The organism is Streptomyces parvulus (assembly GCF_014648855.1).
Taxonomy (GTDB): Bacteria; Actinomycetota; Actinomycetes; order Streptomycetales; family Streptomycetaceae; genus Streptomyces; species Streptomyces parvulus.
Window position 1 is genome coordinate 211,300 of the sequence record NZ_BMRX01000005.1, and the last position, 24,477, is coordinate 235,776.

At 74.9% G+C, this 24,477-nt stretch carries 24 protein-coding genes; 7 read left to right on the top strand and 17 right to left on the bottom strand.

Going from position 1 to position 24,477, the window contains the following annotated elements; all coding sequences use genetic code 11:
- Positions 1-29: 29 nt before the first annotated feature.
- The 3 genes from IE108_RS10995 to IE108_RS11005 all read right to left on the bottom strand — a co-directional run bounded on the left by IE108_RS10995 (position 30) and on the right by IE108_RS11005 (position 3,798).
- Complete coding sequence (locus tag IE108_RS10995) at positions 30-1,496, bottom strand: glycoside hydrolase family 18 protein (RefSeq protein WP_064728022.1); 1,467 nt, start codon at positions 1,494-1,496, stop codon at positions 30-32.
- 131 nt (positions 1,497-1,627) lie between these two features.
- Entirely contained in the window at positions 1,628-3,061 is a 1,434-nt protein-coding gene (locus IE108_RS11000) for a sensor histidine kinase (RefSeq protein WP_064728023.1), read from the bottom strand.
- Positions 3,058-3,798 (bottom strand): response regulator transcription factor, encoded by a 741-nt coding sequence (locus IE108_RS11005; protein ID WP_189397615.1) that lies wholly within the window; start codon positions 3,796-3,798, stop codon positions 3,058-3,060. Before IE108_RS11005 ends, IE108_RS11000 begins: the two co-directional genes overlap by 4 nt.
- Positions 3,799-3,941: 143 nt before the next feature.
- Here IE108_RS11005 and IE108_RS11010 point away from each other — a divergent pair, with 143 nt between their 5' ends.
- The gene (locus IE108_RS11010; RefSeq protein WP_064731766.1) at positions 3,942-4,502 is read left to right on the top strand and encodes a hypothetical protein; all 561 of its coding nucleotides are present in this window, start codon (positions 3,942-3,944) and stop codon (positions 4,500-4,502) included.
- Positions 4,503-4,530: 28 nt separating this feature from the next.
- Here the strand turns inward: IE108_RS11010 and IE108_RS11015 are convergent, their stop codons facing one another.
- Both IE108_RS11015 and IE108_RS11020 read right to left on the bottom strand, forming a co-directional pair.
- Positions 4,531-5,400, bottom strand: a complete 870-nt coding sequence (locus tag IE108_RS11015) for a spermidine synthase (RefSeq protein WP_064728024.1) — start codon at positions 5,398-5,400, stop codon at positions 4,531-4,533.
- A 121-nt stretch (positions 5,401-5,521) separates the two neighbouring features.
- Entirely contained in the window at positions 5,522-5,905 is a 384-nt protein-coding gene (locus IE108_RS11020; RefSeq protein ID WP_189397616.1) for a hypothetical protein, read from the bottom strand.
- 305 nt (positions 5,906-6,210) lie between these two features.
- Between IE108_RS11020 and IE108_RS11025 the strand changes: the two genes are divergently transcribed.
- Complete coding sequence (locus IE108_RS11025) at positions 6,211-7,659, top strand: NsdA family TPR-like regulatory protein (RefSeq protein ID WP_064728026.1); 1,449 nt, start codon at positions 6,211-6,213, stop codon at positions 7,657-7,659.
- Between the two features lie 45 nt (positions 7,660-7,704).
- On the opposite strand, the gene IE108_RS11030 is transcribed toward IE108_RS11025, so the two are convergent.
- The gene (locus IE108_RS11030) at positions 7,705-8,301 is read right to left on the bottom strand and encodes a histidine phosphatase family protein (RefSeq protein ID WP_064728027.1); all 597 of its coding nucleotides are present in this window, start codon (positions 8,299-8,301) and stop codon (positions 7,705-7,707) included.
- A 195-nt stretch (positions 8,302-8,496) separates the two neighbouring features.
- Here IE108_RS11030 and IE108_RS11035 point away from each other — a divergent pair, with 195 nt between their 5' ends.
- From IE108_RS11035 to IE108_RS11055, 5 genes are all read left to right on the top strand, one after another.
- Complete coding sequence (locus IE108_RS11035) at positions 8,497-9,462, top strand: phosphatase PAP2 family protein (RefSeq protein ID WP_064728028.1); 966 nt, start codon at positions 8,497-8,499, stop codon at positions 9,460-9,462.
- Entirely contained in the window at positions 9,359-10,561 is a 1,203-nt protein-coding gene (locus tag IE108_RS11040) for a hypothetical protein (RefSeq protein ID WP_079163512.1), read from the top strand. Before IE108_RS11035 ends, IE108_RS11040 begins: the two co-directional genes overlap by 104 nt.
- Positions 10,552-12,153, top strand: a complete 1,602-nt coding sequence (locus IE108_RS11045; protein WP_064728029.1) for an amino acid adenylation domain-containing protein — start codon at positions 10,552-10,554, stop codon at positions 12,151-12,153. Before IE108_RS11040 ends, IE108_RS11045 begins: the two co-directional genes overlap by 10 nt.
- Positions 12,150-13,508, top strand: coding sequence for an AAA domain-containing protein (locus IE108_RS11050; RefSeq protein WP_189397617.1), 1,359 nt, complete (start codon positions 12,150-12,152; stop codon positions 13,506-13,508). The genes IE108_RS11045 and IE108_RS11050 overlap by 4 nt, the downstream gene beginning before the upstream one ends.
- A 193-nt stretch (positions 13,509-13,701) precedes the next feature.
- Positions 13,702-14,250 (top strand): MarR family winged helix-turn-helix transcriptional regulator, encoded by a 549-nt coding sequence (locus IE108_RS11055; RefSeq protein ID WP_064728030.1) that lies wholly within the window; start codon positions 13,702-13,704, stop codon positions 14,248-14,250.
- Here the strand turns inward: IE108_RS11055 and IE108_RS11060 are convergent.
- Genes IE108_RS11060 through IE108_RS11110 form a run of 11 tightly spaced genes read right to left on the bottom strand, consistent with a single transcriptional unit; the run spans position 14,229 to position 24,345 of the window.
- On the bottom strand, positions 14,229-15,257 hold the full coding sequence (locus IE108_RS11060) for a Rieske 2Fe-2S domain-containing protein (RefSeq protein ID WP_064728031.1): 1,029 nt from the start codon (positions 15,255-15,257) through the stop codon (positions 14,229-14,231). The two genes, IE108_RS11055 and IE108_RS11060, sit on opposite strands and share 22 nt — an antisense overlap.
- A 1-nt stretch (position 15,258) precedes the next feature.
- On the bottom strand, positions 15,259-15,483 hold the full coding sequence (locus IE108_RS11065) for a recombinase-like helix-turn-helix domain-containing protein (protein ID WP_064728032.1): 225 nt from the start codon (positions 15,481-15,483) through the stop codon (positions 15,259-15,261).
- 27 nt (positions 15,484-15,510) lie between these two features.
- Positions 15,511-16,467, bottom strand: coding sequence for a PDR/VanB family oxidoreductase (locus tag IE108_RS11070; protein ID WP_064728033.1), 957 nt, complete (start codon positions 16,465-16,467; stop codon positions 15,511-15,513).
- 14 nt (positions 16,468-16,481) lie between these two features.
- Positions 16,482-18,113 (bottom strand): thiamine pyrophosphate-binding protein, encoded by a 1,632-nt coding sequence (locus IE108_RS11075; RefSeq protein ID WP_064728034.1) that lies wholly within the window; start codon positions 18,111-18,113, stop codon positions 16,482-16,484.
- A gap of 9 nt (positions 18,114-18,122) precedes the next feature.
- Entirely contained in the window at positions 18,123-18,914 is a 792-nt protein-coding gene (locus tag IE108_RS11080; RefSeq protein ID WP_064728035.1) for an SDR family oxidoreductase, read from the bottom strand.
- 49 nt (positions 18,915-18,963) lie between these two features.
- A complete protein-coding gene (locus IE108_RS11085) occupies positions 18,964-19,716 on the bottom strand; it encodes an SDR family oxidoreductase (protein ID WP_189397618.1) in 753 nt (250 codons plus the stop codon).
- Positions 19,709-20,230: a cupin domain-containing protein gene (locus IE108_RS11090; RefSeq protein ID WP_064728037.1), complete on the bottom strand. Its 522-nt coding sequence runs from the start codon at positions 20,228-20,230 to the stop codon at positions 19,709-19,711. The genes IE108_RS11085 and IE108_RS11090 overlap by 8 nt, the downstream gene beginning before the upstream one ends.
- A gap of 5 nt (positions 20,231-20,235) precedes the next feature.
- Complete coding sequence (locus IE108_RS11095; RefSeq protein WP_064728038.1) at positions 20,236-21,039, bottom strand: alpha/beta fold hydrolase; 804 nt, start codon at positions 21,037-21,039, stop codon at positions 20,236-20,238.
- A complete protein-coding gene (locus tag IE108_RS11100; RefSeq protein ID WP_064728039.1) occupies positions 21,036-21,836 on the bottom strand; it encodes an aspartate dehydrogenase domain-containing protein in 801 nt (266 codons plus the stop codon). Before IE108_RS11100 ends, IE108_RS11095 begins: the two co-directional genes overlap by 4 nt.
- A complete protein-coding gene (locus IE108_RS11105; RefSeq protein ID WP_226486987.1) occupies positions 21,833-22,834 on the bottom strand; it encodes a VOC family protein in 1,002 nt (333 codons plus the stop codon). The genes IE108_RS11100 and IE108_RS11105 overlap by 4 nt, the downstream gene beginning before the upstream one ends.
- A gap of 23 nt (positions 22,835-22,857) precedes the next feature.
- Positions 22,858-24,345, bottom strand: a complete 1,488-nt coding sequence (locus tag IE108_RS11110) for an aldehyde dehydrogenase (protein ID WP_064728040.1) — start codon at positions 24,343-24,345, stop codon at positions 22,858-22,860.
- Between the last annotated feature and the right edge of the window lie 132 nt (positions 24,346-24,477).

Below are 24,477 nucleotides of genomic sequence, written 5' to 3' on the forward strand. Positions count from 1 at the left end.
CGTGGGGCCGGTGTGGGGGAAGTCCGGCCCTACTCGAAGGCGGCGAAGGCCTTCGCGAAGGCGTTCGCCTCCTGGTCGACGGAGCTGCACGTCGCGTCGGCCGCGGGCTTCGGGCCGCCGGGGCACGCCTTGTCGCGGGTGGCGGACCACATGGACAGCCCGCCGAGACCCTTGGACGCGGCGAACTTCACCAGCTGGCCGGCGTCCTCGACGGTGAAGACCTCGGTGACGACGTCGTTGACCCCGATCATCGGGGTGACGGAGACCGCCTTCCAGGCGTCGGCCTCGGAGAGTCCGAGGACGCCCTTGACCTGCGCCTGGGTCGCGGTGGCCGCCTGCTCGGCGTAGGTGCCCATGTCGTCGCTGTACGCGGGCCCGTAGTCCATCGCCATGATGTTGACGGTGCCGATGTCGACGCCGTTCTCCTTCGCGTCGGCGAGGAGGTCGACGCCCGCCTGGGTCAGGCCCTCGGGCATGACGGGGAGGGTGAAGGAGACGTCCAGGCCGGGGTGTTCCTTCTGGAGCGCGGCGATCGCCCGGGCGCGGCGGGTGTTGGCGGCGGTGTCGGGCAGCGCGCCGCCCTCGACGTCGAAGTCGACCTTGGTGAGGTCGTAGGCGTCGACGACCTCGCCGTACGCCGCCGCCAGCGCCTCCGGCGACGTGCAGGTGGTGCCCAGTTCGGAGCCGGAGGCGCCGCCGAAGGAGACCCGGACGTCGCCGCCCCGGCCGCGCAGGGCGCCTATCTGCTGGGCCACGGCGTCGCTCGCGAGGTCGGTGACGCCGCCCCACTTGGGGGTGCAGCCGCCGCCGTCGGTGACGAAGGCGAGGGTGTAGTCCTTCACACCGGTGGCCTCGGCGTTGGCGAGGAGGTCGTAGGCCGGGTAGAGGGAGGTGTCGACGTACGGCGCGAAGCCGGCGCTCGTGGTGGTGCCCTCCCCGGGGTCGCCGGTGGGCGCGGGGGCGGTGCCGGTCGGGTCCGGCTCGGCGGAGTCGGGGGCCGTGGGCGCCGGGGTGGCCGTCGGCGCGGGCGTCCCGGTGGGGCGGCCGCTTGGCTCGGGGGCGGCGCCGTCGTCCGTCGCGCACTCGGCGCCGTCGACCAGGCAACCGGTGGGCTCGGCGGTGCCGTTGACGACGAGGCCCACGGTGACGGACTCGCCGGCCCGCAGGCCGTCCGTGTCCCACTTCGGCGGGGTCACGGTGACGTGCTGCCCGCTCACCTTCGACTCGGCGTTCCACAGCGAGCCCAGCGTCGCGCCGGCGGGCAGGTCGAACTCCAGCGTCCAGTCCGGCTTCACCGCGTCGCCGCCGTTGGTGACGACGTACTGGGCGCTGTAGCCGTTCGACCACTCGCTGGTCGTGGTGTAGACGGCGCCCACCGGGGCCGCCTGGGCGGTACTGGTGAACAGCAGCGCGCCGCCGCCGGCCACGGCCGCCGCGACCACGGTGCCGATCGCTTTGTTCCTGCCACTGGCCCTGCGTCGGTGCGTGCGCGTCATGTGCCTGCCTTCGCTGTTCACGGTGTCCCCGCGGGGAACGTGCGGGGGTGGGGGGGTGCGGCAGCACGCTAGCGACCCGGAAACGGGCAAAGAGCCTGATCCGGGCGGGGGCCGGCGATCTTAGGGCGCGCTTAAGGAAGGGATCGGGACCGATTAATGGTGGCCGCCTGCCGGGGCTGCCTGCGGCGCCGCACGGTCCCGCGGTGGCCGCGGCGCTCGGGTGCCGTCCGCCCGTCCAGCTGCACCCAGATGCGCACCTCGGTGCCGCCCAGCACGGAGGAGCCGATGCGGACGTCGCCGCCGGTCGACTCGGCCATGCGGCGCACGATGTCCAGGCCGAGCCCGGTCGAGCCGTCGCTGCCGGAGCCCCGGCCGCGGGCCATCGCCGCCTCCGGGTCGGGTATGCCGGCGCCCGCGTCCGACACGAGCACGATCACCGCGTCCTCGCCGTTGTGCAGGTCGACGGCGAAGGCGGTGCCCTCGGCGGTGTGCCGGAAGACGTTGCCGAGCAGGGCGTCGAGGGAGGCGGCGAGGTCGGCGCGGGCCACCGGGATGCGCACCGGACGGTCGGCGCCGGCCACCCGCCACTTGCGGCCCTCGTCCTCGGCGAGCGCGGACCAGAACCCCATCCGCTCGCGGACCACCTCGGCCGCGTCGCAGCCGGCGCCCGGACCGGCGGCGGCCGTCTGCGGCTTGGCGTCCCGCGCGGTGCGGATGATCGTGTCGACCTCGCGCTCCAACTGCTCGACGGCGGACCGGGTCTGCTCGGCGGCCGGCCCGTCGCCGAGCGAGGCGGCGTTCAGCCGCAGCACGGTCAGCGGGGTGCGCAGCCGGTGCGAGAGGTCGGCGGCCAGCTCGCGCTCGTTGGCGAGGAGCTGGACCACCTGGTCGGCCATGGAGTTGAACGCGACGGCGGCGAGCCGCAGTTCGGTCGGCCCCTCCACCGGCACCCGCGAGCCCAGCCGCCCCTCCCCCAGGTGGTGCGCGCCCTCGACCAGGCGCTGCGCGGGCCGCACCATCCGCACGCCCAGCCGGTCGGCGACCGCGACGGAGCCGACGACGAGGGCGGCGCCGACCGCGGCGAGCACCGCCCAGGCCGTGCCGACCCCGTTGGTGACCTCGGACTCGGGGACGTAGACCTCGACGACGGCTATCTCGCCGGAGCTGAGGGCGACCGGCTGGAGCAGCGTGGAGCCGCCGTCCACCTCGGTGGTGGAGGCGCGGCCCATCTCGCGTACGGCGGCGATGTCCTCGTCGGTGGCGCGCTGCCGGCCGATGTCGGCGGCCCGCTGCCCGGTGCCGTCGGTGCCGTCGGCCGGTTCGCCGGACGCCGGTATGTGCACGGACATTCCGTCGTCCGAGCCGGCGGAGGCGACGACGCGCTCCAACTGGTCGCGGTCGGTGGTGATGGACAGCGCGGGGGCGACGGCGGCCGCCTCCCGTTCGGCGTTGGAGAAGGCGCGGTCGCGGGCCATCTCCCGGATGACCAGGCCCAGGGGGACGGCGAAGGCCACCACGACCATCGCGGTGACCGCGAGCGACACCTTGACCAGGGCCCACCTCATCGCGGCGGCTCCGCTCCGGTGAACCCGGCGCCCCGGCCCGGTCCCTGCTCCACGGGCGGCTCCAGCTTCACGCCGACGCCGCGCAGGGTGTGCAGGTAGCGCGGCCGCGCCGCGGTCTCGCCCAGTTTGCGGCGCAGCCAGGACAGGTGGACGTCGATGGTCTGGTCGTCGCCGTAGGACTGCTGCCAGACCTCGGCGAGCAGCTCCTTGCGGGGGACGACGACGCCGGGCCGGCCGGCGAGGAAGGCGAGCAGGTCGAACTCGCGGCGGGTGAGGTCGAGGCGCACGCCGTCCAGCTCGGCCTGGCGGCGCAGGGGGTCGACGGTGAGGCCGCCGACCCGGATGACGGGCGAGGGCGCCGCCTCGGCGGGGCCGGTCCTGACCCGGCGCAGGACGGCGGCCATGCGGGCCGAGAGGTGCTCCACCGAGAAGGGCTTGGTGAGGTAGTCGTCCGCGCCCGCGTTCAACAGGCGCACCACCTCCGCCTCGTCGTCCCGGGCGGTGGCGACGATCACCGGCACGTCGGTGATGCCGCGCAGCATCTTCAGCGCCTCGGAGCCGTCCAGGTCGGGCAGTCCCAGGTCGAGGATCACCACGTCGAAGCGGAAATGGGCGACCTCGCGCAGCGCCTCGAGCGCCGTACCGACGCTGCGCACGGTGTGCGAGGCGTCGGTCAGGTGCCGGATGAGCGCCGAGCGTACGAACTGGTCGTCCTCGACCACGAGCACACTTGCCATGGGCGGCACCGTACGCCATGCGGACCAACCCGGTGCGGGCCTGTGGACAACTCCGGCGCGACCCCGCGCACAGCCCGCGGCGGGGTCATCGTCACACTCCGTCCGGGCGACACGGGTGGGGCGGGTGAGGCAGTATGACCGCGATGCGCAGAGGACTCGTCCACGTACTTGCCTGGCTGCTCGCCACCGGCGCGGCGGTCACGCTGTCGTGGTGGGGCGTCCACACGGTGATGACGGGCACGGCCTACGACGCGCCCCGCGCGCTGCCCATCACGGCGGCCGACGCCTCGGTGCGGGACGCCGGGGAGACCCCGGAGGGCGAGGACGCGCGGGCGTCCTCCACCAGCCGGCCTTCCCCCTCCCCGTCGGGCACTCCGTCGGCGTCACCGGACACGAGCGGCCCGGAACCGGACCCCACCCCGTCGCGGACCTCGCCGTCCCCCGGGCCCGAGGGCCGGACGACCCCGTCGCCCGCCACGTCCGGCGAGGTCAGGAGCTACGACACGGACGGCGGCCGGGCGGTCTTCGACCTCGGGAGGTCGTCCGCGTCTCTGGTGTCGGCGACGCCGGGTGCCGGCTGGTCGATGCAGGTGTGGAAGACGGAGTCGTGGATCCGGGTGGAGTTCACCTCGGGGGCGGACCGGGTGTCGGTGTTCTGCACCTGGCACGACGGGCCGCCGCGGGTGGAGATCGGCAGCTACTGAGCCGGCGCCGCGTCGGGCGGGCCCCGGGTCAGCGGAAGACGGACGGCGGCGGCGCGGGCGAGTCCACCGCCGCCGCGTCGGTCACCGGCGCGGCCCCTCCCGTGAGGTCGGCCAGCGCACGGCCGTGTTCCACCCTGGCCGGCTGCGGATCGGAGGCGGCGCGGCGGGTGAGTTCGGCCACCGGCAGCGGGTGGTCGCAGGCGACGAGGACGGCGTTGCCGAAGCGCTTGCCGCGCAGCACGGCCGGGTCGGCGACGAGGGCGAGTTCCGCGAACCGGTCGGCGGCGGTGGCGATCTGGCCGCGCAGGTGGGCGAGCGGCGGGCCGTCGGCGAGGTTGGCGGCGTAGAGCCCGCCGGGCGCGAGCGCGCGCCTGACGTCGTCGAGGAACTCGCCGGAGGTGAGGTGGGCCGGGGTGCGCGCGCCGCTGAAGACGTCCGCGACGACCAGGTCGGCCCAGCCGTCGGGCACCTTGGCCAGTCCGGCGCGGGCGTCGGTGGAGCGCACCCGTATCCGCGCGCCGGGGTCCAGGGGGAGTTCCCGGCGGACCAGTTGGACGAGGGCGGCGTCGCGCTCGACGACCTGCTGGGTGGAGCGGGGCCGGGTGGCGGCGAGGTAGCGGGCGAGGGTGAGGGCACCGCCGCCGAGGTGCACGGCCCGGACGGGTCTGCCCGGCGGCGCGGCGAGGTCGATGACGTGACCGAGGCGGCGCTGGTACTCGAAGGACAGGTGGGCCGGGTCGTCGAGGTCGACGTGCGACTGCGGGGCGCCGTCGATCAGCAGGCTCCACGCCCGCGGCCGGTCCCGGTCGGGGATCAGCTCGGCGCGTCCGCCGTCGACGTCCTCGACGACCGTCTCGGCGGCGGCGCGCTCGCGGCGGGTGCTCCTGGACTTTCCCATCGGACCATTGTCGGACCATTTTGGCGCACGGAGGACGCCGGGCGCCCGGAAGGCGCCGGGACCGCGAGCCGGGGCGGCTGGAGGGCAGCGCTGCTCCGGTCCCGTGAGGCGGGGGGGCCGCTCAGCGGCAGCTGTCGGCCGCCCTGATCAGCCGGGCCGCCTCGCCCAGCGCCTCGCGCAGCACCGCGGGGTCGGTCGCGAGGTCCGCCTCGCCGGGCGGCAGCAGCCAGTCGGAGCCCTCCACGGGCGGCTCGGGCGGCAGGTCGAGGCGCAGCCCGCGGCCGTCGGTCTCCGTACAGGTGCTGCCCGGCACGTCCCAGGCGGCGGCGGTGCCCGGCGGCACCAGGAACCCCAGGGTGTCGCAGCCGTCGTCGTGGATCACGGGACCCACCGCCTCGCCGGCTCCGCGCCTGAGGATGTCGACCGCCTCCAGACCCTGCCGGGTCGGCACGGTGACGACGTCGCAGGCGTCGCAGGGGGGTGCGCTGCCTCTGCTGGTATCCATCCCGGCCTCCACCACGGAAGTCCTCCTCGGAGAAACTGGCCGGGAGTCGGTGGCCTCCCGGTCACCCTCTTCAACGCGGCGGAGCGTCAACGGCTACGGCACGGGTCCGCCGCAAAGGATGGCACTTCATGGCAGATCGCGGATGAGATATCCGGTTTGTAGCCAAACAGTGCGTGGTTGGTCCGTCACAGCCGGTACGTTCTTGCTCGCCGGACACAGGGATGCCACGTGACGACATGCGGATGAACCCCGCAACTCACCCCTTTTCCGGCATGGTTCGACGGTTCGCACGAGAGGACCCGGCCATGGCGTCGTCAATGGTGACCTCCGCCCAGCCCGAACGGCCGTCGCGGCCCAACCTCGCCTTCCGGCGGCTGCGCGGCAAGCGCTCACCGGCCGAGTTCGCGGCGGCGGTGCGGCGGGCCGCGCGCGAGATCGGCGAGCGGGTCAGCTGCGACGCGCGCTACGTCGGCCGGGTGGAGGCCGGCGAGATCCGCTGCCCCAACTACGCGTACGAGCGGGTGTTCCTGCACATGTTCCCCGGCCGGACGCTCACCGACCTGGGGTTCGCGCCCCGCGCGTCGGTCCGCGGACGCCGGGCGCGCGCCGACGAGGACGCGCTGCCGGCGCACACCAGGCCGGGCGAGTGCGCCGCGGATGAGACGCGAGGGGCGGGTGAACCGTATGAGACGCAGGACACGCAGGACCCGTACGAAAAGCACGACGACCACGAGGAGAGCGACGTGCTGCGTCGCGCATTCATGACGGGCGGGGCCACCGTGGCCGCCGCCTCGCTGGGCCCGCTGGGGCTCGCGCTCGACGCCGCGGCGGCCGGACGTCCGGTGCGCCGCGCGGGGTCGGGCGAGGCCGGCGCCCTGGAGGAAGCCGTCCGCCGGATCCGGCTGCTGGACGACCGGCACGGCGCGGACGGCCTCTACCGCCGCGCGGCCGCCCCGCTGCGCACCGCGTACGCGCTGCTGGACGCCGGGGCCTCCAGCAGGGCTACGGCGGACCGGCTCTACACCGGCGCCGGCGAACTGGCCATCTCCGTGGGCTGGCTGGCGCACGACTCCGGGCGTTTCGACGACGCGCGCTCGCACTACGCGGAGGCCCTGGCCACCTCGCGGATGACCGGCGACGCGGGGCTGGAGGCGCACGCCTTCTGCAACATGGCGTTCCTGGCGCGCGACGCCGGGCGCCCGCGCGAGGCGGTGCGGGCCGCCCAGGCCGCGCAGGGCGCCGCCCGGCCGCTGGGCTCGGACCGGCTGATGTCGCTGCTGGCGCTGCGCGAGGCGGGCGGCTGGGCGGGCCTCGCCGACCGCGTCGGCTGCGAACAGGCGCTCGCCCGCGCGCAGGCCTTCTTCGACCGGGGCCCGTCGGACGCCGACCCCGAGTGGATGAGCTTCTACGGCCGCGCCGAGCTGGAGGGGCTGGAGGCGCAGTGCTGGTCCGCCCTCGGCGACTGGCCGCGGGCCGCCCGGCACGCGCGGCGGGCGGCCGATCTGCAGGACCCGCACTTCACCCGGAACCTCGCGCTGTATTCGGCGGAGCTGGCGGACGACCTGGCCCGCGGCGGCCGGCCCGACGAGGCCGCGGGCGCGGGGATGCGGGTTCTGGACCTGCTGGCCGAGGTCCAGTCCTCCCGGGTCGGCACGATGCTGGCCGGCACGGCCCGCGTGCTGCTGCCGCACCGCCGCAACCCGGGCGTCTCGGCGTTTCTGGACCGACACGCGGCCCTGCCGCGCCCGGCCTGAGGGCACCGGCCCGGGGGCGCGGGACCGGTGCTCGCGCCCGTCCCGTCAGCCCGCCAGGTGCCCCAGGTCGTTCCAGCTCTCCAGGGCCGGCTCCCCGTACGCCCAGCCCAGTACGGACAGCGAGGTCGGGTTCAGCCGTATCCGCGCCGCGAAGTCCAGGGGCAGGCCGAGCCAGCGCGCCCCGATCGACCGCAGGATGTGCCCGTGGGCGAAGACCAGCACGTCCCGGTCGGCCTCCCGGGCCCACGCGACCACCTCGTCCGCGCGCGCGGTGACGTCCGCCGTGCCCTCGCCGTCGGGGACGCCGTCGCGCCAGATCAGCCAGCCGGGCCGGACGGCCTGGATCTGGTCCGGGGTCATGCCCTCGTACGCCCCGTAGTCCCACTCCATGAGCGTGTCCCACGCGCGGGCGCGCTCGCCGAAGCCGGCGAGTTCGCAGGTCTCCCGCGCGCGGACGAGCGGACTGGTGCGCACCTCGACGCCGGGCAGACCCTCCAGCGGCGCCCGGTGCAGCCGCTCACCGAGCAGCTTGGCGCCCCGCCGGCCCTCCTCCATGAGCGGTACGTCGGTCCTGCCGGTGTGTCTGCCGGACAGCGACCACTCGGTCTGTCCGTGCCGGGCCAGCAGGATGCGCGGTGCCATGAAGAGGCCTTTCCGGGAGAAATGTCTGAGGGGGACCTCTCCATCATCCCGCACGGCGGGCGCGGGCAACCCGGGGGGCGATCCCGGCGTCTATCCGGTCCGAGGGCGCCTCGCGAAGGGGGCGCGCCGACGCCGTAGAGTGGCACGTCCGTGTCAACCGAGGCGCGTGTGACGAGAAGGGGGAGGGCGATCGGATTGCCGCACACCGAGACACCGGGCAGCGAGGCGGACCCGAAGACTCGGCTGCGCTGGTGGACCGAGCTGCCGCTCATCGTCCTCGTGTACGCCTGCTACTCCGCCGGGCGGCTGCTCGTGCGGGGCGACGTCTCCGACGCCGTCGACCACGGCCTCGCGATCCTGGACGTGGAGAAGGCCCTCTTCCTCAACGCGGAGCACCCCCTCAACCGGCTCTTCACCAGCGAGCCCTGGATAGGCATACCGGCGGACTTCTGGTACGCGTCGCTGCACTACCTGGTCACGCCGGTGCTCCTGATCTGGCTCTTCCGCTCCCGCGCGGTGCGCTACCGGGCGGCGCGCACCTGGCTGATGACGTCCACGTTCATCGGCCTCATCGGTTTCACCCTGCTCCCGACCTGTCCGCCCCGGCTGCTGGACGCGAGCCACGGTTTCGTCGACACGATGGCCCAGTACAGCTCGTACGGCTGGTGGGGCGGCGAGGCCAGCGCGCCGCGCGGGCTGGGCGGGATGACCAACCAGTACGCGGCCATGCCGAGCCTGCACGTGGGCTGGGCCCTGTGGTGCGGCGTGATCCTCTGGCGCTTCGGCGGCAACCGCACCACGAAGGTGCTCGGCGTGGTCTACCCGCTGGTGACCACCGTCGTCGTGATGGGCACCGCGAACCACTACTTCCTCGACGCGGTCGCGGGCGCCGCCGTGATGGGCGCGGGACTGCTGCTGACCCCCCTCGTGCTGCGGATCTCGAACCGGGCGCGGACCGCGCTCACGGCCCGTCTCGCCCCGCGGGGCACGGCCGCCGCACCGGTCCCGGACGGCGCGGGCTCCCCGATTGTCAGTGGCGGATGCCAGACTTCCGCGGGTGAGCGATTTCCACGGCAGCGCGAGCAGCGGTTCGGAGCGGGAGCCGAGCCGGACCCCGCCCCCTCGGACGCGGGGGACGAGACTCCGGCACCGGCTCGCTGAGCTGCGCGGACCCGACGTACCCGCCAAGGCGCTGGACGCCCGCGCGCTGGCCGCCCTCGCCGCCAACCCGGGATGCCGCAGGCGCGCGATCCTCGACGGCGCCGGGGTGGACAAGGCCTCCCTCGCGAGCGCGCTGGGCTCACCGTCGGTCTTCGGGCAGTCGCAGTTCGCCTTCATGCGGGGCAACGCCTTCGAGGCCCGGGTCAAGGCGGACGGCGGCGCCGAGCTGCTGCGCCTCGTCCACGAGAAGCTCGACGGCCGGGCCGCGGAACCCGTCGGCGCCGAGGTCCCCGACCTCTCCGCGTCCGGGCCCGAGGGCCGCGCCGCCCGCACCTCGCTGGCGCTGCGCGAGGCCACCCGGACGCCCGGCACCTGGACGCTGCTCGACCATCCGATGCTCGCCCTGGAGGTCGCCGGCTCCCCCGCCTTCCTGGAGCCGGACGCCGTGGTGGTGCATCCGGACGGCAGCTGGACGGTCGTGGAGATCAAGTCCTTCCCGATGCTGGACGGCGCCGCCGACCCGGCCAAGGTCGGCGCCGCCGCGCGCCAGGCCGCCGTGTACGTGCTGGCCCTGGAGCGGGTCGCCGCGCACCTGGACCCCGCGCCGCGCGTGCGCCACCGCGTGCTGCTGGTCTGCCCCAAGGACTTCTCCAACCTGCCCACCGCGTCCGCCGTCGACGTCCGCAAGCAGCGCGCGGTCACCGACCGGCAGCTGGCCCGGCTGACCCGGATCGAGGACATCGCCGACGAGCTGCCCGACGGCGTCTGCTTCTCCCCCGAGCTGCCGACCGAGGAACTGACCGAGGCGGTGGAGTCGGTCCCCGCGGCCTACGCGCCCGAGTGCCTGTCCGCCTGCGAGCTGGCCTTCCACTGCCGCGCCCGCTCCCGGGAGGCCGGCGCCGTGACCCGGCTCGGCCGCCCGGTCCGGGCCGAACTGGGCGGGCTCTCCACGGTCGAGGAGGTGCTGGCCGCGGCCCGCGGGGAGGCCGGCGACCCGGACGACCCGGCGGTGGCCGCGCTGCGCCGGGCGGCCGGGCTGCGGGCGGAGGCGCTGGCGATGGCCGGCGTCGGGGGCGGCGGGGTGGCCGGGTGTCGCTGATCACCACGCTCGCCCGGCTGGAGGCGGTGCGCGCCGAGGCCGCCCAGCCCGCCGCCACCGTCCGCCACCGCCATCTGTCCGACCGCCCGCTGGTCTTCGTCCCGCTGATCACCGCCGGTGAGGCCGGGGCCCCGCTGGGCGCGCTGGTCGGCACCGACCGGCACGCGCCGCGCCTGCTGGTGGTGCCGCAGCCCCGCGACCGCGATCTGCGTTTCACGTTCCTGGCCGAGCTGGCGGACGTCGTGCTGCCATACGTCGAGGCGTGCGCCGAGAGCGTGGAGGCCGCCGAGCGCACCGAGACCGACCCGGAGACGGGCAAGCGGGTCAAGGTCGAGGTCGACCTGTGCTCGGACGCCGCCCAGCTGATCGTGCCGAGCCGGGCGGGCGTCGACTTCGTGCGGCTGCTGGGCCGCTCCATGCGCTTCAGGCGTACGGCGGAGCAGGACCCGCAGACCCCGCACCCCGCGCCGCCGAGGGTGCCGCTGCTCGGCCGCTGGCTCACGCACTACGGAGAGCGGGCCCGGGTCCCCGGCTCCTCCCTGCTGCTGGCCATGACCGACCTGCTGGGCCGGCACTGGGCGACCGGCCAGTCGACGCTGGAGGACCAGCACCTGGGCGCGCTGCTGGCGTGGATCGCCCCCGCCGAGGAGGGCCTGACCGGCGCGCAGGCGGCGCGCCGGGCCGAGCTGGCCCGCGACGCGGAGGGCCAGCTGCTGTGCCCGCCGGCCGGACCGGCCACCGACCCGGCCTTCGACAACCGGCTGCTGGCCCCCGCCATCGAGCGCTACGACCGCGCGCGCACCGCCCTCGCCGCCGCCGAGGACGGCCTGGAGGCCGACGACCGGCTCGGCGCGCTCACCGCGGCCGAGCGGGAGATCCGCGCCCTGGTCGAGAGCCGTACGCGGCCCACCTGGGAGTCGGTGTGGCGGGGCCTGGACCTGCTGCGGGAGCTGCCGGCCGGTGCGCACGCCGACGACCGCTGGACCCGCGACCGCTGGTCGTTCACCTCGCACCGGGACCGGGTGCTGGCGGGCGAGCCCCCGCAGCCGCGCCGCGACGACGCGGTGACCGCGGCGAACAAGCTGGCCACGCGCGAGCGCGAGCAGGCCCGCCTGGAGGCGCAGGAGGCGCTGGACGACCCGCTGGTGATGGCGGGGCGGCGGCTGGCCGGGGAGGCGTTCGCGGGCGAGGTCGTCGACGTGGTGATGGAGTACAGCGAGAGCAGGCGGCCGAGCCCGCGCCCGCTGGTCACCGTCCGCACGGACGACCGGCCGCACCTGGGCGAGCGGGCGCGGGTGTACCGGTCGCTGGGCGGCAGGCCGCAGGCGGCGGAGTACGCGGGTCCGGGCGCCGAGGCGGACACGCTGGTGCTGCGGATCATGGACAAGATGGGGCGCGGCAGGGAGCCCGAGGCGGGGTCGGTGCCGGAGAAGGGCGACCTGGTCTGCTTCACCCTGTTCGAGCACGAGCAGCGGGGCGGCGCGAAGCTCCCCGACCCGGAGGAGACCCCGTGGACGCACGGCGGCCCGCCCGGTGAGGCGGCGGCCGTGCCGGAGGCCGCCGACGCCCAGACGGAGGAGGACGTGCTGTGACCGCCGAGACCGCCACCGCGGCCGCGCCGGCCTTCGATCCGGGCGCCGAGGCCGCGCGCGCCACCGCCGCGATCCTCCACGACACGCTGCACGGCACCGAGCGCGGTGTCGTCGTGGACTCCCCGCCGGGCGCCGGCAAGTCCACTCTCGTCGTCCGGGCGGCCCTGGAGCTGGCCGAGGCCGGGCGGCCCCTGATGGTCGTGGCGCAGACCAACGCCCAGGTCGACGACCTGGTCCTGCGCCTCGCCGAGAAGAACCCCGCGCTGCCGGTGGGCCGCCTGCACAGCAGCGACACCGACGCGTACGACAAGGCGCTCGACGCCCTGCCGAACGTCCGCACGTCGGCGAAGGCCGGGGACCTCGCGGGCCTGGCCGTGGTGCTGTCCACGGCCGCGAAGTGGGCGCACGTCACGGTGGACGAGCCGTGGCGGCACGCGATCGTCGACGAGGCGTACCAGATGCGCTCGGACTCCCTCCTCGCGGTCGCCGGGCTCTTCGAACGGGCGCTGTTCGTGGGCGACCCCGGCCAGCTGGACCCGTTCGCGACGGTGGGCAGCGAGCAGTGGGCGGGCCTCGCGTACGACCCGTCGGCGTCCGCCGTGACCACGCTGCTCGCCCACAACCCCGGGCTCCCGCAGCACCGGCTGCCGGTCTCCTGGCGGCTTCCGGCGTCGGCGGCGCGGCTGGTCTCGGACGCGTTCTACCCGTACACGCCGTTCCGCAGCGGCACGGACCACGGCGACCGGCGCCTGGCCTTCGGGGTGCCGTCGGACGGCTCCGGCCCCGACCGGGTGATCGACGAGGCCGCCGTCTCCGGCTGGGGCCTGCTGGAGCTGCCGGCTCGGCACACCCCGCGCACCGACCCGGAGGCGGTGCGGGCGGTGGCGTCGGTGGTCCGGCGGCTCCTCGACCGCGAGGGCGCGGCGACGTCGGAACGCTCCCCGGATCCCGTGCCCCTCACCGCCGGTCGCATCGCCGTCGGCACCGCGCACCGGGACCAGGCGGCGGCGGTACGGGCGGCGCTGGCCGACCTCGGGGTGAGCGACGTGACGGTGGACACGGCGAACCGGCTCCAGGGGCGGGAGTACGACGTCACGGTCGTGCTGCACCCCCTCTCCGGCCGCCCCGACGCCACGGCCTTCCACCTGGAGACCGGCCGCCTGTGCGTCCTGGCATCGCGTCACCGCCACGCCTGCATCGTGGTCTGCCGCGAGGGCGTCGACGGCCTGCTGGACGACTACCCGTCGACGGAGCCGGTCCAGCTGGGAACGCTGGTGAAGTTCCCGGACGGCTGGGAGGCGAACCACGCGGTGCTGGCGCATCTGGCGGAGCACCGGGTGGCCTGGCGACCCTGACCGCGCGACCACCACACCACACGGACCCCCTCCCCCCGGACGGAGTCCGGCACACCGCCGCAGGCGGCCGATGAACACAGCCCGGACGGCTGGGAGGCGAACCACGCGGTGCCGGCGCATCTGGCGGAGCACCGGGTGCGATTCCCTCAGGGCTAAGATTTCAGGGTCGTAACCACGCCGCGAGGGGGCAGAGATGGCGCAGCGCAGGGCCGCGAGGCGGCCGGACGCCGTGGCGGGGATCGTCGGGGACTGGGCCCGTGAACGGCCCGAGCTGGACACCTCCCCCCTGGAGGTGCTCGCCCGGCTGCACCGGTCGTATCTCCAGTACCAGTCCCGGATGACCTCGCGCCTCGACGAGCACGGGCTGTCCGTCGCCGGGTTCGACGTGCTCACCGCGCTGCGCCGGGCCGGCGCCCCGTACCGGCTGACCGCCGGGCAGCTCGCGGCCTCCGGGCTGGTCTCGTCGGCCGGGGTCACCCTGCGCCTGGACCGGCTGGAGAAGGACGGGCTGCTGGTGCGCGAACGCGACGCCGACGACCGGCGCGTGGTGTACTCGCGGCTCACCGAGGCCGGTCTGAAGAAGGTGGACGAGGTGTTCGGCGAACACCTGGAGAACGAACGCCGGATGCTCGGCGGACTCTCGCCCGCCGAGCACCGTCAACTGGCCCGCCTGCTGGCGAAGCTGGAGCGCTCGATCGTCGACTCCGACGGCCTCCCGGATCAGGACGCCGAGGCCGGCTGAGCGCCCGACTGCCGTCCGGCCTGCGCCTGGTAGAGGCGGCGCAGCCGGACCACGCCCAGGTCGTGCTGGTAGAGGTTCTCCCGCTGGTCGGCGTCGGCGGGCATGCTCTCCAGGATGACGCGGTCCTGCTCCAGCACCTCCCAGTGCCGCTCCTCGATGAGGGTCCGGTAGAGGAACCGCCAGGTGTCCCGCTGCCAGCCGCTCACCTTGCGGTACCGCCAGAAGAAGACGCCGGTGCGCCCGGCGTCCACCGGGCAGGCCATGCCGACGATGCCGAAGGGACCGCCGGGGCCCGCGGAGGGCGGGTACGGGATGGACAGGTCCACCCAGTCGACGCCGGTGTGGCACAGCTCGACCCAGTCGAAGTTGACGCCCCGCTGGTCGGTCTTCTCGAAGAAGTAGCCGCGGCCGGTCTCCCGGATGCGGAACTTGGCGGTCGTGTCGCCGGCGAACATGGTGTGCGACTCCGAGTGCAGGAAGGCGCCGTGCATCGGGTCCAGCAGGTTCTCCATGGCGAACCGCCACGGCACGTCCCACTCGGCGTAGCAGAGGAAGGCGGAGATCTCCTCGTCGGCCAGTGGTTCGGGGAGGGTGAGTTCCACCGGGTCGGGGTGCTCCTCGTCGCCGAAGTAGGCGAGGATCGCGCCGCCGGCCTCGCGCACGGGCAGCGAGGTGACGAGGGCCTTGCCCTCCAGGTTGCAGCCGGGCAGGCCGGGCACCGAGGTGACCGTGCCGGTGCCGTCGACCTCGACGCCGTGGTACCAGCAGGCGATCCGGTCGCCGAGGTGCTTGCCGAGGGAGAGGGGCGCGCCGCGGTGGGGGCAGCGGTCGGCGAGCATGGAGAGGCCGCCGTCGGACCTGCGGAAGAGCAGCCACTGCTCGCCGAGGGCGGTCACCCGGCGCATGCCGCCGCGCTCGACGAAGTGCGACGGTACGACGGGGTGCCACTGGTTGCGCAGGCCGTGGGCGTAGATGTGCTCGGCGGTGTCGCGGGTCGAGAGGGTCATGTCAGGCTCCCAGGCGGTGCATCTCGGCGCGGAACGCGTCCTCGGTCCAGGGCTCGCCCGTCGGGGTGCGCAGCTGGCGGTAGTTGAGGCCGTCGATCACGTCGGTCAGTCCGTGACCGTCCTTGGTGAAGATGTCCTCCAGGGTGTGCGCGAGTTTGCGTTCGTACGGGGTGGGCTCGTGGTCGCGGGTCTGGTGGGGGTCCAGGAAGGGCCAGGTCTCGGGCATGGCGTTCTCCGTAGGTGTGCTGCGGTTTCAGAGGTTCAGGACGAGGCGGTCAAAGGCGCAGCGCGAGACGCAGATCATCATCGTCTCGCCGGTCGCGCGTTCCGCGTCGCTGAGCAGGAAGTCGCGGTGGTCGGGGGTGCCGTCGAGGACGCGGGTCTCGCAGGAGCCGCAGATGCCCTCGCGGCAGGAGGAGGGGACGTCCAGTCCGGCGTTCTCGGCGGCTTCGAGGATGGAGGTGCCGGGCTCCACGCGCAGGGTGACGCCCGATGTCCGGCACTCGACGTCGAAGGCGCTGTCGTCGCCCTCCCGCGGCGCCGCGGCCGGTGCGGCGAAGCGCTCGGTGCGCACCCGGCCCTCGGGCGCCGCCTCCTCGACCGCGCGCAGCAGCGGCTCCGGGCCGCAGCAGTAGACGAGCGCGTCGGCGGGCAGGTCCGCGAGCGTGCCGGCGACGTCGATGTGACCGAGTTCGTCCTGCGGCACGACGGTTACGCGGCCACCGAGGGCGGCGAGTTCACCGCCGAAGGCCATCGAGGCGCGGGTGCGGCCGCCGTGGACGAGCCGGTACGGAACGCCGTCGCGGTGTGCGCTGCGGGCCATCGCGAGGATGGGGGTGATGCCGATGCCGCCGGCGATGAAGACGTAGGAGGCGGCGGGTTCCAGGGCGAAGTGGTTGCGCGGCCCGGCCACCCGCAGCCGCTGGCCCGGCCGCAGCTTGGTGTGCACGTGGCGCGAACCGCCGCGCGAGGCGGGTTCGTCGAGGATGCCGAGGCGGTAGACGCCGGTGTCAGCCGGGTCGCCGCACAGGCTGTACTGGCGGACGTGGCCGCCCACGTGCAGGTCGAGGTGGGCGCCGGGCGTCCAGGCGGGCAGCGGCTTGCCGTCGGGGTGGACCAGCTCGACGGAGAGGACTCCCTCCGCCTCCCAGGTGGTGCGGTGGACGAGGAGGTCCATTTCCTGTTCTTCTGCGGCCGAGGTGGCGTTCATGTCGGCGGGCCTCCCTACCGGGTGGGGATCTTGACGGGCGGGGTGAACGGGGTCTTCATCGGGCCGAGCGCGGCCAGGTCGACCTCGACGAGGGTCGGGCCGTCGGAGGCGACGGCCGCGTCGATCACCTTCGCGGCCTCGCCCGCGTCGCCGATCCGCGCGTACGGGAGTGCGCAGGCCTCGGCGAGCCGGGCGAAGTCGGGGGTGAACAGGTCGACGCCGGAGCGGCGTTCGGTGTAGGTGGCCTGCATGTTGCGGAGCACGCCGTACCCGCCGTCGTTGAAGACGAGGAGGGTGAGGCGGGGCCGCTCCTGGGCGAGGGTGAGGAGTTCGCCGAGGTGGACGGCGAGCCCGCCGTCCCCGGCGATCACCACGGTGGGCTCGCCGGGGCGGGCGAGGGCGGCGCCGATGCCCATGGCGAGGCCCTGGCCGATGCCGCCGCCGCGGGGGAAGACGTTGCCGCGCGGATCGTGGACCGGCAGCAGGCGGTTGCCCCAGGACGAGGACGGGATGGTCACGTCCCGGGCGACGACGCCGCCGCGCGGCAGGGCGGCGGCGAGGGCGTCGCAGATCGCGGCCTGCGGCCCGATGCCGTCGTGCAGAGCGGCCCGCACCTCGGCGCGCACGCGGCGGACCCGGTCCGTCCAGTCCGGGCCGGCCGGTCGGGCGGCCTCGGTGAGGCGGGGCAGGACGGCCGCGGCGTCGCCGTGCAGGGCGTGCGTGGCGGGGTGGACCCGGCCGAGGGCGGCGGCGTCGACGTCGATCTGGATGTGCGCGCCGGGGAGGTGGAGGCCGTAGTCGGCGGTCTCGTTGGAGCGGAAGTGGGTGCCGACGGTCACCAGGAGGTCCGCGTCGGCCAGGAGGGCGCGGGCGGCGGGCGTGGTGGCGAAGTTGCCGACGACCTGCTCGTGGTCCTCGGGGACCGAGCCGCGCCCGGAGTTGGAGGTGAGCAGGCCCGCGCCGGTGGTCTCCAGCAGGTCTCGGAGCTGGTCGCGGGCGGTGTTCGCGCCGCCCCCGGCCCAGATCAGCGGGCGGCGGGCGGTGGCCAGCAGGTCGCGGGCGGCGGCCAGCCGGGAGGGGTCGGGCACCGGAGGCCCGGGAGCGGGGTGCGTCCCGCCGTCGTCTTCCTGTGCCGCGTACTGGAGGTCGATGGGCCACTCCACGCTCGCGGGTCCGCCGGGTGCGGTGCGGGCCGCCGCGGACGCCTGTCGCAGGACGCGGCCCGCCTCGCGGGTGGAGGTGATGGTCGCGGCGTGCTTGGAGACCGCCGCGAGCATGCCGGCCTGGTCCTTCGTCTCGTGGATGAAGCCGCGTCCGCTGCCGAGGTGGGCGGACTCGACCTGCCCGGTGACGTGCAGGACGGCCGTCCCGGCGGACAGGGCCTCGATCAGGGAGCCGGCGGCGTTGCCCGCGCCGGTGCCGGTCGAGGTGAGGGCGCAGCCGATGGAGCCGCGGGCCCGGCCGTGGGCGTCGGCGGCGTTGACGGCGCTCGCCTCGTGCCGCACGGGTACGAACCGCAGCGCGGGGTCGGCCTCGACGGCCTCCACCAGGGGCAGGTTGTGGACGGAGACGATGCCGAACACGGTGTCGACGCCGAGGGACTTGAGGTGGGCGGCGAGGAGTCCGCCGCCGTGGTGGTAACGCATGCGTGCTCCTCAGAGGATGCCGCGGCCGACTCCGCCGCAGACGTCGATGCTGGTTCCGGTGATGTAGGAGGCGCGCGGCGACAGGAGCGAGACGATCGCGTAGGCGACCTCGTCGGCGCGGCCGAGCCGCCCCAGCGCGATGCCCCGGTCGGCGGCGATCGCGGCCTGCCACTCCTCGTAGCCCGGCCCGCTGTCCGCGGCGGCGTGCCTGCGGGTCCACTGGCCGGTGTCGACCAGTCCGAGGCAGACGGAGTTGACGCGGATGCCCTCGGGGGCGAGTTCGCGGGCCAGGGACACGGAGAGGTTGAGGATGCCGGCGCGGGCGGCGCTGGTGGTGATCAGCCGGGTCTCGGGCTGCTTGGCGAGGACGGCGTTGACGTTGACGACCGCGGCGGCGTCGGAGGCCCTGAGGTGGCCGCGGGCGGCCGCGAGGGGGTTGAGGACGCCGGCGAACTTCAGCTCCAGTTCGTCCCGCCAGTCGTCCGCGGTCGTCTCGTCGAGGGTCTTCATGCGGGACTGGCCCGCGTTGTTGACCAGCCCGTCGACCCGTCCGCCGAGGCGGTCGGCGGCGCGCTCGGTGAAGTCCCGTACGGCGCCGGCGTCCCGGACGTCGCAGACGCCGGTGTACAGCCGGTCCGGGCCGGCGCCGAGACCGGCCGCGGCCTCGGCGAGCCGCCCGGCGTCGCGTCCGCAGGCGGCGACGCGGGCGCCCTCGGCGAGCAGGGTCCGGACGGTGGCCAGGCCGACGCCGGAACTGCCTCCGGTGACCAGGACGGTGCGGTCGGCGAGGCCGAGGTCCATGGGTTCTCCTTGCGGGCGGGGGTGGGGACGGGGATGGGGGTGGGGAGGGTCAGTGCATGGTGAAGCCGCCGTTGACGGCGACGACCTGGCCGGTGAGGTAGCCGGACTCGTCCCCGAGCAGGAAGGAGACGAGCCCGACCAGGTCGTCGGGCCGCTGCGGCCGGGGTATCGCGCGGTTCGCCGCGTACAGGGCGTGCCGTTCGGCCGGTACGGTCTCGGTCGCCTCGACCTCGGTCAGCCCCGGCGCCACCGCGTTGACGGTGATGTCCCGTCCGCCCAGTTCGCGGGCCATGGCGCGGGTGAGGGCGACGACCGCGCCCTTGGAGGCGATGTAGTGGGCGAGGCGCGGGGAGCCGTAGAGGGCGGCGTCCGAGGCGATGTTGACGATCCTGCCCGGCCCGGTCATCAGCGGCAGCAGGTGCTTGGCGACGAGCCACGGGCCGCGCGCGTTGACGGCCATCAGCCGGTCCCAGGCCTCGACGCCGATGTCCTGGAAGTCCCGGCCGCCGACGCCGTTGGCGAGCGCCGCGTTGTTGACCAGCCCGTACACGGGCCCGTCGGCGGCGAGCCGGGCGGCCAGCGCCGCGACCGAGGCGGGGTCGGCGACGTCGAGGGCGACGGACTCGGCCGCGCCGCCCGCCTCCCGGACCGCCGCCGCCGTACGGGCGCCCCACTCCTCGTTCAGCTCGGCGACGACGACGCGGAAGCCGTCGGCCGCCGCCCGGCGGGCCATGGCCTCCCCCAGGCCACGGCCCGCCCCGGTGACGACGACCGTGCGGCGCCCGCCGGCGGGGTCAGTCACGGGTGACGCCGTACAGCGGGGAGTACTCGGGGTAGGTGGGCACCTGCGGCTTCCGGGTGCCGATGATCACGCAGAACAGGGCGTCGGTGTCGCCCTCGTTCTTCAGCGAACGGGTCACCCCGGCCGGCACGACGATCATGTCGCGGTAGCCCAGGGTGCGGTACTCGGCCTCGTCGGGGCCGCGGTGGACGCCGACGCGGACCTCGCCCTCCAGGACGAAGAAGGCCTCCTCGACGTCGTGGTGGGTGTGGGCCGGGCCCTCGGCGCCGGGCGGCAGCAGCATGTTGGAGAAGGTGAAGCCGCCGGAGGGGAGGATCCGGCCGTCGTCGTCGTGGTTGCCGGTCGCGCCGGAGCCGACGTAGCGGATCTGCGCCCGCTTGTACTGCGGGCCGGCCTTCTCCTGGAAGGAGAGGGTGCCCCAGTCCGGTTCGCGGGAGGCCTTGGAGGCGATCAGGGAGTCGGTGTACGCGGCGAGGTCGCCGCCGTCGTCGTAGGCGTCGGTGGTCAGCGGCATGGTGATCAGCCCTTCCGGGTGCGGGAGTCGGTGACGATGTGCAGGTGGGACAGGAGCCAGGCGTTGAAGTGCTCGGGCTGCTCCTGGTTGGCCAGGTGACCGGCGTCCTTGACGATCACGTAGGCGGTCCGGTGCAGACCGCCGGCCAGGACCTGTGAGGCGTCGGGGCCGGTGATCCGGTCCTTCTCCCCGCACAGGACGAGCGTGGGCGCGGTGACTCGGGCGAGTTCGCCGCGCAGGTCGGTGGCGGCCATCGACTCGGCGGCCCGCCGGTAGCCGGGCGGCCGGACCGCGTCGGCCATGGTGTCGACGACCCGCCGCACCAGCTCGGGCGGCGCGTCCTCGGACAGCAGGCGGGGGCCCCGCCGCTCCGCGAAGGCGCGCGGGCCGAGGCGCTCCAGCTCCGGGACCCGGGCGCGCATGGCGGCGGCCTTCTCGGGGCTGGTGCCGGAGCCGGGGGTGGAGTCGGCCACGGTGAGCGAGGCGACGAGGTCCGGGTGCCGGGTGGCGAGCCGCAGCCCGATCACGCCGCCCCAGGAGACGCCGACGACGTGCGCCTCGGTGTCCCGGGCGCGGATGACGGCGGCGGCGGTGTCGGCGTAGTCGTCGAGGGTGAGGTCGTGTTCCGGGTCGGCCGAGGCGCCGTAGCCGGGCGCGTCCCAGGCGACCACCCGGTGGCCGACGGCGAGGGCGGCGGTCTGCGGCGCGAAGGCGGCGGACGAGGAGCCGATGCCGTGCAGGCACAGCACCAGCGGTCCTTCGCGGCCGCTCTCCACCAGGTGCAGCCCGGCGAGGTCGTGGGCGGTCACAGGATCTGCCCCCGGCGTCCGGCCAGGGCGGCGAGGGAGCGCAGCACGGCGTACGGGACGACCTGGCTGGTGGCCGGGTTGGCCGCGTCGGGGAGGTGGCGGACCTCGAAGCGGTACGAGCCGTGCGGGCCGCTCGCCTCGATCACGTGGGACGTGTGCGCCGCCGCCGGGTCGGCGACGACGCGGACCCGTACCGCGTCGAGGTCGCCGGTCGCGAGCGCCACCGAGGCGGCCACGTTGGTGGACCTGGGGAAGCGGGCCGGCACGTCGCGCGCGGTGCCGGACATGACCTCGACGGGCGCGGTCGCGGTCCGCAGCCGGGCCAGCGTCTCCTCGTCCATCCAGGGCTGTTCGAGGGTGGCGGGCAGCTTGGTGGTGGTCAGCGTGACCTCGCCGAGCGGGCCCATGGCGCGTACGGCCTGGAGCAGGTCGAGCCCGCCGACCGCGCCGCCGGTGAAGTAGACCCGGCCGGGTCCGGTGGCCAGGAGCCGCTTGGCCAGTTCCTCGTCGGTGAGCGCGCCGGTGGACGCGACGAGCAGATCGGTGCCGGAGGCGAGGACGGCCTCGCCCCATTCCCGTACGACGCCCTGGCCGGCGGCCTCGACGACCAGGTCGCAGGCGGCGAGGGCCTGTTCGACGGTGAGCTGGGGAGCGGGCACCGCGTCGCCGAGCGGGCGGTTGTCGACGATGCCGGCGAGTTCGGCTCCCGGCACCTCGCCCGCGGCGAGGGCGCCGCCGACGACGCGTCCGATGGCGCCCCAGCCGATGAGGGCGACCTTGCGTGGGCGGTGGTTCATGCCGCTGCTCCTTCGGCGCCGGACGGGGGGTCGGTGTGCGCGCCGGTACGGGCCTCGGTGCGGGCGCCGGTACGGGCGTCCACCGGGGGCGCGGTGACGGGGCTGCCGTCGGGCGTGCCCGCCATGTGGGCGCGGATCCGCGGGGAGGGCGGGCCCGCGGTCCCCCACAGGTCGGACAGTTCGGGGGTGCGCCGCCAGACCTTGCAGATCCAGGTGTCCTCGACGATCTGGGCGACCTCGGTGGTGTACTCGCAGACCAGGCCCGTGGGGTCGGTGAAGTACGAGAAGGTGTTGTTGCCGGGGCCGTGCCGGCCGGGGCCCCACTCGGGGGTGATGCCGTGGTGCCGGAGCCGGCCGAGGCCGCGCATGAAGTGGTCGAGGGAGGTCATCTCGTAGGCCACGTGGTTGAGCGAGACCCACGGCGCCTGGTTGAAGGCGACGCAGTGGTGGTCGCTGCCGCAGCGCAGGAACGCCATCTGGTGCTCGGACCAGTCCGAGACGCGCATGCCGAGTACGTCGCGGTAGAAGGCGACGGAGGCGTCGATGTCCGGGGTGTTGAGGACGGCGTGGGTGACGCCCACCGGCAGGGACACGTCCCGGCCGCGGGCGGTGACCGCCCAGGTGTCGGCGGAGAGTTCGACCAGCCGTCCGTCGAGGTCGTGGAAGCGCAGCCCGTAGCCGCCGCCCACCTGGTCGAGCGGGCCGGGCTCGGTGACGAGCGCGATGCCGCGGGCCCGGAGCCGGCGCGCGGCCTCGTCGATCTCCGCCGGGGTGCCGACGGCGAAGACGAGCCGGCCCAGGCCGATCGTCTCCGAGCGGGTCAGGCGCAGGGCGTGGTGCTCGTCGCCGGTGCCGCGCAGCCAGCTCGCGCTGTGCTCCGCCTCGACGACCTGGAGGCCCCACACCTCCTCGTAGAAGTCGACGGCCTCGGCGTAGTCGGGGGTGAGCAGTTCGACCGAGCGCAGGGCGCGCAGGCGGCCGACCGGTGGATGGTTCATGGCGGGATCTCCCGGGGTGGGGGTCAGTTGGCCCAGGGCAGGGGCGTGGTGTCGGTGCCCCAGTACAGGGACTTCTGCCGCTGGTAGGCGCGGATGAGGTCGCGGCCCTTCTCGATGCCGAGCCCGGAGTCCTTCACCCCGCCGAAGGGGGTGGAGACGGAGAACTGCTTGTAGGTGTTGATCCAGACGGTGCCCGCCTCGATCCGCCGCCCGAGCCGCAGGGCGGCCCGCGCGTCCCGGGTCCAGATGCCGCAGGCGAGGCCGTAGACGGAGTCGTTGGCCCGGGCGACCAGGTCGTCCTCGTCCTCGTAGGGCTGTGCGACGAGCACGGGGCCGAAGATCTCCTCCTGGCAGGCGCGGGCGGAGTTCGGCAGCGAGTCGATCACGGTGGGCAGGTAGTAGGCGCCCGTCGCGTACCGCTCGCCCTCCGGTGCGGCGCCGCCGCACAGCACCCGGCCGCCCTCCTCGCGGGCGCGTTCGACGGCCGCGGCGACGCCGTCGCGGTGCGCGTGGTGGACGAGCGGCGCGACCTGGGTCTCCGGGGACGTGCCCGGTCCGACGCGCAGGCCGCGGACCCGCCGGACGAGTTCGGTGACGAAGGTGTCGTAGAGCGAGGCGTGGACGAAGAGCCGCGAACCGGCGATGCAGGACTGGCCGCTGGAGGAGAAGATCCCGTACATGACGCCCGCGAGGGCCTGTTCGGCGTCGGCGTCCTCGCGCACGATCGTCGGTGACTTCCCGCCCAGTTCGAGCGAGGCGGGCACGAGCTTGTCGGCGGCCACGCGGGCGATGGCGCGTCCGGTGGCGGTGCCGCCCGTGAAGCCGATCCTGCCGACCAGCGGATGGCGGGCGATCGCGTCGCCGACGACGCTGCCCCTGCCGGGCAGGACGGCGAGCAGCGCGGTCGGGAGCCCGGCCTCGGCGAGCGCCCGGTGGACGAGGCGCCCGAAGGCGAGGGAGACCAGCGGGGTCCATTCGGCGGGCTTGAGCAGGACGGCGTTGCCGCCGGCCAGCGCGGGCGCGGCCTTCTGCGCGTCGGAGGCGATCGGCGAGTTCCAGGGGTTGATCGCGGCGACGACGCCGATCGGTTCGTGGGTGCTCATGGTGAGGTACGGGCCGCGCGAGGGGGTGAGCGCGTCCTCGCCGGTCTCCAGGGCGGCGGCCGTGTACCGGAAGGTGCCGGCGGCGCTCAGGGCCAGGGCGCGGGTCTCGCCGAGGGTCTTGCCCGTGTCGGCGGTCTGGAGCGCGGACAGGTCGTCGGCGTGCGCCTCGATCGCGTCGCCGATCCGGTACAGGAGGCGGGCCCGGACGTGGGGCGCCAGGTCCCGCCACTCGGGGGCGGCGGCGGCCGCGGCGGCGGCGTGCGCGGCCTCGTCCACGTCCTCGGCCGAGGCGGCGTGGACGGTGGTGAGGACGGTGCCGTCGGCGGGGTCGACGGTGTGGATCGGCGTCCCGCGTCCGCGTCGCCACTGTCCCGCGATGAGGATCTCGTCGGCTGGGATGCGCGGCATGGAGGGCCTCCGGAAGGGATGCGTCTAAGTGCTCGAAATCTAAGGCCTTAAATAATTTCCCCGCAAGGGACCGGCCTCGGGAATTTTTGACGACGTCAGGAGTAAGGCTTGCCTAACCTCGGCGGGCTACCG